Raw genomic sequence first — 12,517 nt, forward strand, 5'->3', positions numbered from 1 at the left:
CCATCACCAACATCACCGCCACCGCCCTAGTCATACTCAACCTGAACAACAACCTCCCCTGATGAGAAAGGCTCAGTGTTCCTCATCCCACCAGCCGATGGTGTGAAGAATAGTCGCAGCGATCTGCGCAACATCATCGGCCGCTTCCGCGTCACCAGAGAGGGAGTGGTGTTGCCGTGCCTCGAGCAAGTCGTGCGCATCCATGGGACCAGAGCTGGCATCTTGCGGGCGCATCCGGTAGCTCCAACGCCAATACTCGGCGGCGCGTCGATGCCTTTCGGCGACGAGCTCTTCCACCTCGGCATTCGGGCGCGTGGTAGCCGCAACGCGTTCCAGGGCTTCTGCCAGCCACCGATGGACGAAGAATCTGGTGTCCTCGCCGTCCCCGGGAGTGATGACCGTAAGCAGCGTGGATCCAACGAGCTCATGGAGCAGATCGTGCAGCGGCAGATCTGTGGTCGGAAGGCCGAGAGAGGCATCCTCGTCGGCAGAGGCCTTGGCGGGAGGAACCTCATCGCCCACGGCGAAGAGTACTGCGGCCGCATTGACCGGCTCACGGAATACAGCCATACCCAGCAGGAGGCGTTGAGCGTCGCTGCTCAGGGTCTCCAGCAACTGGGGGAGAAGCACATCGTCGGCCGCGACCGTGACGGAGTCGGCAATGGCGGCATCAAGCGTGCGCCCTTCCGCCAGCCACTCTTCCGGACTAACGCCTTCGGGAAGGCTGCTGCGGAGCCGTCCACGCAACTCGGTGGTGATTCGGGATAGGCGTCCCACTCCCCGGTTCAGCAGCGCATCCACTGTCTCCAGGGTTCGGGGATGCCCGCCCACACCCGCCCACAGGGTACGCAGATCGGAGATATCCAGAGCATCCAGCTGCGGCAAGGACCAGGCCAGGTGAGTGGTCTCGGCAAAGCTCAAGGGCTCCAGGGCAATCCACTCCAGCGCCGTCGTAGCGTCCTCGGGCAGGGTGAAGCGGTAACGGCAGGTCACCAGCAGCCTGCCACGGCCGGGAGCAGCCAGGAACTGCGCCAGGAACTCGGCAAGCAGGGGATCGGTCAGGCGATAGGCGCCGTCGGTGAAGGTGAGATTGTCCTCGAAGTTGTCCAGTACCAGGATGAGGGGAAGTTGTTGCAGCAGCGTGCCTTGCAGCAGTTCCAGGCGCTCGGACCAACCGATTTTGGTGTTGGCCAGCAGTCCCAGCAACTGGTTCACCTCGGGATCGGTGAGCTGATCACTGAAGGTGATGCGCAGGCGGGACACGATGCGCTGGAAGAGCTCCTCAACTAATACCGTGCCACTCATATCAACCACAAGCACCGGCTGCAGCTCAGCGGTACGGCGGAGGACCTCTGCGGTCAGTGTTGACTTTCCGATGCCTCCAATCCCGTGAAACACCACGCCGGCATGGGTATCGGAGAGCAGCAATCGGGGCACGCGCAGCTGCTCCCGGCGTCGTCCCACGAAGAATCCGGTGCCCAACGAGGGCAGTGAGTTCATCGCGCGCACGGAAGCCAGCGGCACCGACGACTGCGCTTTCTTCTCTGGTGGCGCGGTGATCTGCTGCCCGCAGCTGGAGGCCTGGACGGTTACCACGCTCCAGCCCGCCAGCACCTGCTCGGTTTGATGGCGCGGATTCGAGCTTTCGGCGCATATCCGTCCGACCTCACGACGCGCCTGGGCCAGGGCATAAACAGGATCCGGCTGCGGCGCCGCAGCAAGCTCGGCGTAAACCTTGGAGAACACCAGGGTGGCATAGTGGTCAGAGACCGCGTCCTCCGTGCCAATGACAATCGGCGCCCCGGCAGCCACAAGCTCATCGGCGAAGGAGGCAGTCTCTGCATCCGCAGACGCATTGGTCTCACAGGCGGCCAGGCAAATCAGCGGCGGCATACCGCCAACCGGGATTGCCTCCTTAATGAGCTCCTGCGCGCTGACGCGCCGGGCGGCACCTCGCTCGTCCTCGAGTACGAGCAAGCCGGCGGCACCGTGACCCGAGATGTGCAGGACGTGCGGGTTCTCCTGTTCCAGAGCCCGCCGGATCTCCCCGGTGGTGGCGAACTGGACTATCCGGACCCCCGCATTGGCGCTACGCGCCTCGCGGACGGCGGTGGTGATAGCCCGCAACTCCGCCTGGTAGTCCAGTGCATCGGCCCCGCCCTCAATCGGGGAGGCGATCGCCACCACAATCCGCAGTGGTCCGGGCACGCGCCGCGTGGCCGGGGAGGCCACCGCCTTGCGGAAGAAGGTAACCAGGTGATGCAGGGCCAGCGGCTGCCTGGTTCCCGGCACATGCATTGCCTCCCAGGGGAGGTGGCGCAGGTCCTGCCGTGCGGTGACGTCAAGCGCCAGCTCCACGGGCACGGTCTGAGCCTCAGCCTTGGCAATGATTTGGGAGAGCGCTGCTCCAGCCTTACCCGGCAGGAAGACCCGTGCGAGCGCGGCGCCCATCTCATCCAGCGCATCCAACAGTGGGGTGCGGTCCCGATCCTGGGTCGCTGAATGATGCGCCGGTAGTGGGCGGCCGACCCGAGCCAGCCGTAGGCGTTCCGCAGGACCAAACAGTTCAGCCTTGGAACTAACCGTCGCGCTCGCTTCGACGCTCAGCGCCGAACAGGAGACTGTTACCAAGTCACCCGGCCCGAGGCGAATCTTCGTTTGCAAGGCCTCGGTGGGACGCGGCTCACCCTCAAGCTCAACCTCCAGCCAGCGGCGGCATGACCTGACCACCGACTCCGCGCCGACGGCGAACACCCGGTCGCGGCCCCAGCCGTCGGGGGAGTTGTAGCGGCTCGTCACCATGCCGATGACAGCCCCGCCGTCGGCCAGCACGACCGGCGCTCCCGACATTCCCGGCTGCGCGCCGGAGGCCTTCACGGTCAAATGCTCAACAGCGCCGTCGTTGGAGGAATCCCAGCCGTCCAACTGTCCGCTGGTGCTGGATGCAGTAACAACGCGCTCGGCAGCAGTATCGGGGCGCCTGGAGACGCCGGTAATGCTTACGGCGGCACCAGGTTGTATCCCAGCGGTGGTTGCGAGCCGTGCTGGCTCGGCCGACCAAGTTGAGGCCTCCACCTCTAGCAGGGCCAGGTCCAGAACCAGGTCTAGGTGCAGGACGCGAGCGCGAAGGGTTGCCGCGGTGGAACTCAAGCCTTGACGCAGGCGGATCTGCGGAGCGGGGGAGTTCCCCTCGGGGACGGGTGCTGCGGCGTCGGGTACCGCCAGTGCGGCGTGCGCTTGCACCAGATTCACGCCGACGGCGCTCAGAACATGCGCCGCGGTGACCACCTTCCCGGGACTTGCCAACCAGCAGGTGCCAACAGCCTCATCGGACTCGTTCAGAACCACCCCGAGGTAACCGGGCACCGCGGCGGCTGTCATACGGCGCCCCGGTTGCCGGAGACGTTAGTGAACTTCATGGATACCGCCAGCGAAGCCGTGGTAGTGGAGGAGGCGACGACGACAGTGCCAGTGGTAGACAGGCTCAGTCCCATCTGGATCGTAATCTCATCGGGTGGCTCCGCCTGGTCGCACACTCGACGGACCGTATCTGCGGCCTGATGCGCTGCGGCCTCAATCACGTCCCCTGCCCGCTCGAACAGATCCGCCGCACGGTCCCGCACACCGGCCAGCTCCTCGCGTCCGGGGGCACGAACAACCTCAATGAGGACCTCTTGGTCACCAATACGACCGTTGATCAGCTGCGTGTCCATGAGGCTCCAGGGAAGCGGTGGGAATGAAGGTGTCGCAGATCACTCTAGCGGCAGCTGGAGGGGCGGCACACGCAACCTGGTCACAATACGGACGCGAGGAAGGCCTGAGTGCGCTCCTGAGTGGGGTGGTCCAGTACCTCGAGCGGGTTGCCCGACTCGCACACCAGGCCGCCGTCCATGAAGACCAGCTGATCGCCGACCTCCCGGGCGAAGCCCATCTCGTGGGTGACCACCACCATGGTCATGCCGTCGGCCGCCAAGTCCTGCATCACCTGCAGCACCTCGCCCACGAGCTCGGGGTCCAGGGCGGAGGTGGGCTCGTCGAAGAGCATCAGCTCCGGGTCCATCGCCAGCGCCCGGGCGATCGCCACCCGCTGCTGCTGCCCGCCCGACAGCTGCGAGGGGTAGTGGTCCAGCCGGTCGCCCAGCCCCACCCGCTCCAGCAGCTGCACACCGCGCGCACGTGCCTGCTCCCTGGGCATGTGCCGCACATGGATCGGAGCCTCAATGACATTGCCCAGAGCCGTCATGTGGGGGAACAGGTTGAAGCGCTGGAAGACCATGCCGATCTTGGAACGCTGCGCGGCGCGCTGCTTATCCGTCAGGGCGTGCAGCTGCACGGTGCCGTCCGGGCGCTGCTCCTCCCGCATGCCGATCAGCTCTCCGTCCACCCACACACGTCCGGCGTCAATGGTCTCCAGCTCATTGATGCAGCGCAGCAGCGTGGACTTGCCGGACCCAGAGGGGCCCACCAGCACCGTCACCGAACCGGGCTCTACGACCAGGTCGATGCCCTTCAGGACGTGCAGCTCCCCGAAGAACTTGTGCAGGCCGGCAATACGCACCTTGGGGACGCCGGACTGCGCCGCCGCGGCCGTGTTCGATGTGCTCATGGGGTGACCTCCAGGAAGGGGGAGTCCTTGGTGGTGTGTGAGTCGAGAATCGCCTGCTGGCGGGCGGACATGCCCCGCCCGCCGCTGGACTTGGACGAGCCGTCAAAGCCACGGCCGTAGTAGCGCTCTATGAAGTGCTGCCCCACCATCAGGATCGAGGTGATGATGATGTACCACAGGGCCGCCACGATCAGCAGGGGAATCGTCTGGTAGGTGTAGGAGGCATACGAGTTGGTGACGAAGGTCAGGTCCAGGGTGAAGGGGACCGCCAGTACCAACGAGGTGGTCTTAAGCATGGAGATCGTCTCATTGCCGGTGGGCGGCACGATCACCCGCATGGCCTGCGGCAGCACGATACGGCGCAGAATCTGCCCCTTGCTCATGCCCAGTGCACCGGCCGCCTCGGTCTGGCCGGGGTCCACGCTGGCCAGGCCGGAGCGGACGATCTCGGACAGGTAGGCGCCCTCATTGATGCCCAGCCCCAGCACCGCCGCCACGAACGGGGTGAACACCGTGGTGGTGCGGAAGGTGATCAGCTCCGGCCCGAAGGGAATACCCAGGCTCAGGTACTGGTACAGGGCCGACAGCGCCCCCCAGAACACCAGCTGGGTGTATATCGGGGTGCCGCGGAAGAACCACAGGTACGCCAGTGACACGCCGCGCAGCACCGGATTGGAGGACTGCCGCATAACCGCCGTCGTCACCGCCAGCACAATGCCGATCAGCATGGCCAGGAAGGTCAGCAGCAGTGTCCAGCCGACCGCCCGCACCACGTGCACCTCCCGGAAGAAGAACCACACGGTGCCCCAGTGGAATTTCTCATTGGTCAGCAGTGCGTGGATGAACATCGCGCCCAGGACGGCCACAATCGTGGCGCTGATCCAGGTGCCGGGCCGCGGCACCGGCTTGGGGCGGTTCAGTTGCACCGGCTGCTCGGTGCCGGACAGAGCCGCGGCGGAAGCGGGCTGAGTTGTCATGGTAGTGATCACTGCTCCACGTTCGGGTTCAGCTCGGCGGTGGTAAGAGCGGCGTCCTCAATGCCCCACGCATTCAGGATCTCCTCCCAGGTTCCGGAATCCATGAGGTACTGGACGGCCGCCTGTATGGCGGCGTTGAACTGCGGATCGTCCTTGGTCAGGACAATGGCCTGGGGCAGGGCGTCCTCGATCTCACCTACGGTCTCCACCGCCCCATCAGTCAGCTCGACGGCGTATCCCGCCACCGTGGAGTCGGAGTAGACGGCATCAACCACGTGCCCAATCAGGCCCGTGGTGGCCTCCGACTGGGAGGAGTAGGAGCGCACCGAGATCGCGGGCAGCCCGGCATCGGTGCAGGCGGCGGAGTCGGCGTTCATCGCGTCTTCCTGGGCGGTACCGGTCTGCACCCCGATGGTCAGGCCGCACAGGTTCATGTGGTCGGAGGGGTCCACGCCCTCGGGGTTTCCTGCCACCACGTTGAAGCGGGAGCCCACGTTGATGTAGGCCACCATGTCCATGGCGGACTCGCGCTCGGCGGTGACCGTGAAGGAGGAGATGCCGGCGTCGTACTTCGAGCCGATGGCGGCGATGATGGAGTCGAACTCGGCGGTATGCGTGGTGGAGTCCACCCCGAGGACGGCGGCAATGGCCTTAGTCAGGTCCACGTCGTAGCCGATTGCGGTGCCGTCGGTGTCCAGGAACTCCGCGGGCGCGTAGTCCGTGGAGGCGGCCACGTCCAGCACGCCGTCCGCCAGGGCGCCTTCGGGAAGCATGGCGATGATGTCCTCCTGCGCCTGAATGCCGGAGGTGTCATAGCCAGTGAAGGCGCCGTCACCGGCGGCCTGGGAGGATCGCCAGTCGGCGGCATTCGTGCAGGCGGACAGCGGCAGCGTCAGTGTGAGCGCCAGGCACAACCCGCCGACCAGGCGTGCCCCGCGGGCAAGGGCGGATGTCATCACACGGCTCCTTCTGGTAGCGGACCAAAGCCACCGACAGGATATCCATAACAGAGCATAGATATGCAAACAGTCGGGCCGGCGTCGACGTGAGGCGCGGCCTACAGGTCGTAGTAGAGCTCGAACTCATAGGGGTGCGGGCGCTGCCGCATAGGGGCGATCTCATTGGTGCGCTTGTAATCGACCCAGGTCTCGATCAGGTCCGAGGTGAACACGTCGCCCGCGGTCAGGTAGTCATGATCCGCCTCAAGCGCCTCCAGGGCCTCGTCGAGCGTGCCCGGCAGCTTGTCGATGTCGTGGTAGTCCTCGGGAGCCAGCTCGTACAGGTCCTTGTCCACGGGCTCGCGCGGCTCGATCCGGTTGCGGATGCCGTCGATGCCGGCCATTAGCGTGGCCGCGAAGGCCAGGTACGGGTTGGCCGAGGGGTCGGGCACGCGGTACTCGATGCGCTTGGCCTTGGGGGAGGAGCCCGTAACCGGGATGCGGATGCAGGCGGAGCGGTTGCGCGCCGAGTACACCAGGTTCACCGGCGCCTCGAAGCCCGGCACTAGCCTGTGGAAGGAGTTGACCGAAGGGTTGGTAAAGGCCAGCAGGCTGGGCGCGTGGCGGAGTATGCCGCCGATGTACCAACGGGCCAGGTCGGACAGCTGCCCGTAGCCGCGCGCGTCGAAGAACAGCGGCTTGCCGTCCTTCCACAGCGAGTGATGGGTGTGCATGCCGGAGCCGTTGTCGCCGAAAATCGGCTTGGGCATGAAGGTGGCGGTCTTGCCGTTGCGCCAGGCCTCGTTCTTGACGATGTACTTGAACTTCATCATGTCGTCCCCCGCGGCCAGCAGGGAGGCGAAGCGGTAGTTGATCTCCTGCTGCCCGGCGGTGCCCACCTCATGGTGGGCGCGCTCGATCGCGAGCCCGGACTCAATGCAGGTGCTCACGATCCGGTCGCGCAGGTCGGCCATCTGGTCATTGGGGGACACGGGGAAGTAGCCGCCCTTGAAAGCGGTCTTGTACCCCTTGTTCCCACCCGGCTCATCGCGGCCGGTGTTCCAGGCCGCCTCCGCCGAGTCGATCAGGTACCGGGTGGAGGCCGGGGTGGTCTCGTACTGGATGGAGTCGAACAGGTAGAACTCGGCCTCGGCGCCGATGTAGCAGGTATCCGCAATGCCGGTGGAGCGCAGGTAGTCCTCCGCCTTGGCGGCGATCGAACGCGGGTCGCGGGCGTAGACCTCGTCGGTGAAGGGATCCACGATCGAGAAGTTGATCACCAGCGTGCGCTGCTCGCGGAAGGGGTCCAGGAAGGCAGTGGTGACATCGGGGATGAGCTTCATGTCCGACTCGTGGATAGCGGTGAAGCCGCGGATCGAGGAGCCATCGAACATGAGGCCGTCGGTGAGCGCCTCATCCTTGAAGGCGGCCACCGGAATCGTGAAGTGCTGCATGACCCCGGGCAAGTCGCAGAAGCGCACATCGACCAGCTGCACCCCCTCGCGCTCGATGTAGGCCAGCGCTTCTGAAGCGTCACTGAACATGTAGTTCCTCCAACGGGGTATGAGTCTGGTGAGCACGCCGCGGGTGCAGGCAGACTAGGGCAGCGTAGTGTCGCGAAGGTGGCGCGAATGTGTCCGCGGTGTTTCGCCGCTGCGCGGATGGGGTTGCGTGCGGGCGGCGGGGGAGTCAGCGGCCCCGGATCGCCCGGCGGTCGGGGCGGATATTGTTGGGGTCCAGGTACTTCGGGATCGGCAGGCCCTTAGAGGACAGGGAGGACAGGCGCTTGGCCACGCGGTCGATCTCGGTGTTGGTCAGCTTGGTGGGCTTGGTGGGCAGCCGCCGCAGAGTGCGCTCCAAGTGGATGAGCCTGACCTGCCCCTCCGCGGTGCCGACGGAGATGACGTGCACCGGCACGGTGGACAGGATGCGCCGCAGGGTCTTCTTCTCTTCCTCAATCAGGTGCTGGGTGCGGCCGGGGGAGCCCTCTGCCACAAGCACCACGCCCGGGCGGCCCACCAGCCGCCACACAAGGTCCTGCCCCTTGGGGCTGAAGGCGACCGGCTGCTCCTCCACGTACCAGCCGCGGCCGGCCTGGTCTAGCACTGCCTTGACGGCTCCGGGGCGCCCCTCGATCTGCATGTAGGAGGCGCGGCGCGTCGCCAGGCTGAGCACGACCATGTCCGCCATGAGCGCGAACACCACGGCCATCAGCAGCCAGTACCACAGCGCCTGGCTGGTAACGGCGGCCAGCACCCCGGCAAGCACCAGCAGGGCCACCGCGATGCCGAGAAGCGCCCACCCGATCCACGGGTAACTGCGCCGCGAGATCGTATAGGAGTCTTTGAGGTTCTGGGCTACCTGTGCGAGGCGCCGCTTCTTCTTCGGCTGGGCGCTTTGGGCTGTGCTCACGCCTACAACTCTAGCCGACGACGGCGGCCGTCAGGAGGCCTGGCGCCCGGCGAGCAGGGAGGAGGCCTCCTGACGGGCGGTGCCGGGCTCGGCCAGGTCGCGCATGTTGTCCGGGATCGGCCGGCCCGTGGCCTGCATGGCCCGCGCCCACAGCATGCCGGAGCGGTAGGAGGAGCGCACCATCGGGCCACTCATGGCCGCGCTGATCCCCATCTGCTCCGCCAGGGCCGCCAGCTCTACGAACTCCTGCGGCTTGACCCAGCGGTCGATCGGGTGGTGCAGCTTGGACGGCCGCATGTACTGGGTGATCGTCAGGATGTTGACGCCCGCATCCACGAGGTCCGCAATCGCCTGCTCGATCTCGGCACGGGTCTCACCCATTCCCAGGATCAAGTTCGACTTGGTCAGCAGCCCCGCCCGTGACGCGCGTGCCAGCACGTCCAGGCTGCCCTCATAGGAGAAGGCCGGGCGGATCTGCCTGAAGATGCGCGGCACCGTCTCCAGGTTGTGGGCGAACACCTCGGGGCGGGAGCTGAAGACCTCCTGCAGGGCATCCTGGCGGCCCCGGAAGTCCGGCACCAGCAGCTCGATCCCGCAGCCCGGGACGCGTGCGTGCACCTGCCGGGCCGTCTCGGCGTAGAGCCAGGCACCGCCGTCGGGCAGGTCATCGCGGCACACGCCAGTCACGGTGGCGTAGCGCAGCCGCATCTCGGCGATTGACTTGGCTACTCGCTCCGGCTCGCCGGGGTCATACTCCGTGGGGCGTCCGGTGGCAATGTTGCAGAAGTCGCAGCGGCGCGTGCACATGCTGCCCGCAACCAGGAAGGAGGCCTCGCGATCGTTCCAGCACTCGTAGACGTTGGGGCAGTTCGCCTCGGCGCAGACGGTATGCAAGTCATTGCTGCGCACCAGGTTGCGCACGTCCTGGTAGGTCTCGGTGACCTCGGCGCGGGTGCGCAGCCACTTCGGCTTGTGCTCGATCGGTGTCTGGGCATTGCGCGCCTCCACGCGCAGCAGGCGGCGGCCTTCGGGTGCGACGGCGTCGGGCACTGGCACTCCTCTGGAACGTAGGACCATGGTTTGCTCAGCTTACGCCCGCTGCCGCGAGAAGTGGGACCGAGGGCCCACGATGTCGCCCGGGTGTCGCCGATAACGGTGCTAGGCGTCGGCCATCAGCGGGGCCAGGTGTTTGCTCAGCGCGGACATAAGCGGGCCGGCTAGCTGGAGGGAGTCGTAGCGGGTGCCGAGCTCCGCGGCCAGTGAGGTAACCCCGGCATCGGTAATCCCGCAGGGAATAATACGGTCCAGGTCAAAGGCGGCCAGATCGGGGGCGACATTCAGGCCAATACCGTGCATGGTCGTGCCCCGGGCGACCCGGACCCCCAGGGCGCAGATCTTGCGCTCCGGCGCGCGGCTGCCGTCGTGCCTCAGGCCGGCCGGAACCCACACTCCCGAGCGGCCCTTGACACGCACGGTGCTCACACCGAGACCCGAACAGACCTCCATCACCGCCGCTTCCAGCGCACGCACGTACTTGATGACGTCGATCGGCGGCGCGAGGCGAATAATCGGATACGCCGTGAGCTGCCCCGGACCGTGCCACGTGGTCTTGCCTCCCCGGTCAACGTCTACTACGGGCACCTGCTCGGGGCCCACCCGCGGGCCCTCGGGACGCTCCCATGAGTGGGTTCTGCGCCCCACCGTGTACACGCTCTCATGCTCCAGCAGCAGAACCGTGCCGGGCCTGCCAGCGGCTACCGCGGCGTGGACCTGCTGCTGAAGAGCCAGTCCTTCCGAGAAGGGCACCAGCCTGGACCCCAGGCCGACGTCGACTCGCTCCAGTTGCTGCACGGCGGCAGCCTAGACGACTCCCTCCCGGGCGGGACAGGCCCACAGCCGACCGAGCCGCCGACGGGGCCTAGCCGCGTAAAAAGGCCTTTCCGGCCACGACCGGGAAGGGAAGATGTGACGGGTTATCCACAGGTCGGCAATTGCCTCTGGCCGTGGCCGGGACAGCCGGGGACCATGGTGGTCATGGGAACCAGACAACACCGCGGCCGCCGCCGGCCGGAGCACCGGGGCGACGCCGCCCACGCGCTACCCCCTGAGCTCCTGGACGCCCTCACCGGCTCGGGACTCGCGGTCGGGGCACCCATGGGTTCTGACACGCCGGGGCGCCGCGCACCGCGCCGGGGCCTGGACGCCGACGGGCGCGACGTGGTCATACACCTGCTCGACCTGCCCGATGACGCCGGCGGTGCGCGCACACTGCGCCGTCTTAATGAGATGCGCACGCTGGTCCACCCCGGCATCGCTCCCGTGCGCGACGTCATCTTTCTTCCCGGAGACCGCGCAGCCGTCACGGTAGACCTGGTCACCGGCGCAGACCTTGCCGTGGTCCTCGGGGCGCGCGGCGGACTGACCCGCGCCGAGGCCGCCCGGGTCCTGGACGACGTCGGCAGTGCTCTGGCCCACTTGCACGCTCACGGTGTGGCGCACGGGGACGTCTCGCCGGCGAACATCATGGTCACCACCGAGGGCGGGCTGGTGCTGGTGGACCTGTTCGGCGGCGTGCTGGAAACTGGGACCGACGGCTGCGCGGCCCCTGAGCGACGCAGCGGCGGGCCGGCGACGCCAGCATCCGACGTATATGCCCTTGCAGCCCTGCTGCGGGAGTGCTCATCCGGCTCCGCTGCCCTGCAGACACGCTTGGCGCGGATCCTCGCCGACGCGCTGGACCCCGACCCGCAATCGCGTCCCAGCGCCCGTGCCCTGGCGGCTCGCGCCCACGAGATCGCCAGGCCAGGGCGCCTGGTCCTGCCCGATGGCGCCCGCCTGGCCGCGGGTGCCTTGCGCGCGGCGGCAGCCAGGCCCACCCGCGTCGTCGCCTCGCGGCGGCTGCGCCCGCGCCGCCGCAGTCGCGTTGCCGCAGTGGCGCGACTGGCTGGAGCCTGCCTCGTCGGGCTGTTGGGCGCTATTGCGGCGGCAGGGCTCTTAGGCGTGGGACCGGCCGCACACGTAGTACCGCCTTCTGACGTGCAGGCCAGCGCGTCCGCGCAGCCGGTGCAGTCGGAGCAGTCGGCGCAGACCGGGGATGAGTCCCTGACCGACGTGGTGGTAAACCTCACGGCACGGCGCGATGCTGCGTTGAATGCGGCCGATCCCGCAGCGCTGGCGGAGACGACTGTGCCCGGCTCGCCCGCTGCGGAGGCCGATACCGCAACGCTGGAGGCACTAGCGGCTGCGGGGGAGAGCGTCGCGGACCTGGACACCTCTGTGCTCAGCGTGGTGGAGGTAGAACTGCCTGCCGACTGCGCGCTCACCTGGGACGGTGCCAGGGCGGTGCAGATCCGCCAGTCCCAATCGCCGTCGACGCGGATGACCGCGGACGGCGCGGTGCGTACCGTGCCGGCGCAGGCGGCGCGCGCCGTGGTACTGGTACTCGTGCCCGGGCCGTGGCGGGTAGCCGAGGTGCGCGCTGCCTAGTGCACCAACGTCTATGCCCGCGTCCAGAAGCTGGGCACTCTAAAGGGCCGGCTGGCACGCGTGCCAGCGCGACAACCGCCAGCCACCGCGGTAGCCAA

At 67.2% G+C, this 12,517-nt stretch carries 10 protein-coding genes; 1 reads left to right on the forward strand and 9 read right to left on the reverse strand.

Going from position 1 to position 12,517, the window contains the following annotated elements; all coding sequences use genetic code 11:
* Positions 1–72: 72 nt before the first annotated feature.
* The 9 genes from GZ997_RS06895 to lipB form a co-directional block, all read right to left on the reverse strand.
* Positions 73–3,381: a CHAT domain-containing protein gene (locus GZ997_RS06895; protein WP_162679371.1), complete on the reverse strand. Its 3,309-nt coding sequence runs from the start codon at positions 3,379–3,381 to the stop codon at positions 73–75.
* On the reverse strand, positions 3,378–3,713 hold the full coding sequence (locus GZ997_RS06900) for a CU044_2847 family protein (RefSeq protein WP_162679372.1): 336 nt from the start codon (positions 3,711–3,713) through the stop codon (positions 3,378–3,380). Before GZ997_RS06900 ends, GZ997_RS06895 begins: the two co-directional genes overlap by 4 nt.
* An 80-nt stretch (positions 3,714–3,793) precedes the next feature.
* Complete coding sequence (locus GZ997_RS06905) at positions 3,794–4,606, reverse strand: amino acid ABC transporter ATP-binding protein (RefSeq protein ID WP_162679373.1); 813 nt, start codon at positions 4,604–4,606, stop codon at positions 3,794–3,796.
* A complete protein-coding gene (locus GZ997_RS06910) occupies positions 4,603–5,583 on the reverse strand; it encodes an amino acid ABC transporter permease (protein ID WP_161924120.1) in 981 nt (326 codons plus the stop codon). Before GZ997_RS06910 ends, GZ997_RS06905 begins: the two co-directional genes overlap by 4 nt.
* A gap of 8 nt (positions 5,584–5,591) precedes the next feature.
* On the reverse strand, positions 5,592–6,539 hold the full coding sequence (locus GZ997_RS06915) for an ABC transporter substrate-binding protein (RefSeq protein WP_162679374.1): 948 nt from the start codon (positions 6,537–6,539) through the stop codon (positions 5,592–5,594).
* 101 nt (positions 6,540–6,640) lie between these two features.
* Complete coding sequence (glnA, locus tag GZ997_RS06920) at positions 6,641–8,065, reverse strand: type I glutamate--ammonia ligase (protein ID WP_161924118.1); 1,425 nt, start codon at positions 8,063–8,065, stop codon at positions 6,641–6,643.
* Between the two features lie 145 nt (positions 8,066–8,210).
* Entirely contained in the window at positions 8,211–8,933 is a 723-nt protein-coding gene (locus GZ997_RS06925) for a DUF4191 domain-containing protein (RefSeq protein ID WP_161924117.1), read from the reverse strand.
* A 30-nt stretch (positions 8,934–8,963) separates the two neighbouring features.
* Positions 8,964–9,983 carry a lipoyl synthase gene (gene lipA, locus GZ997_RS06930; protein WP_219109397.1) on the reverse strand — a complete coding sequence of 340 codons (1,020 nt, stop codon included), beginning with the start codon at positions 9,981–9,983 and terminating at the stop codon, positions 8,964–8,966.
* Between the two features lie 108 nt (positions 9,984–10,091).
* Entirely contained in the window at positions 10,092–10,775 is a 684-nt protein-coding gene (gene lipB / locus GZ997_RS06935) for a lipoyl(octanoyl) transferase LipB (protein WP_162679377.1), read from the reverse strand.
* A gap of 192 nt (positions 10,776–10,967) precedes the next feature.
* Here lipB and GZ997_RS06940 point away from each other — a divergent pair, with 192 nt between their 5' ends.
* Positions 10,968–12,419, forward strand: coding sequence for a lipopolysaccharide kinase InaA family protein (locus tag GZ997_RS06940; RefSeq protein WP_238994332.1), 1,452 nt, complete (start codon positions 10,968–10,970; stop codon positions 12,417–12,419).
* Positions 12,420–12,517 lie beyond the last annotated feature (98 nt).

The sequence above is a fragment of the Actinomyces sp. 565 genome (genome assembly GCF_010365615.1).
Lineage (GTDB): Bacteria > Actinomycetota > Actinomycetes > Actinomycetales > Actinomycetaceae > Actinomyces.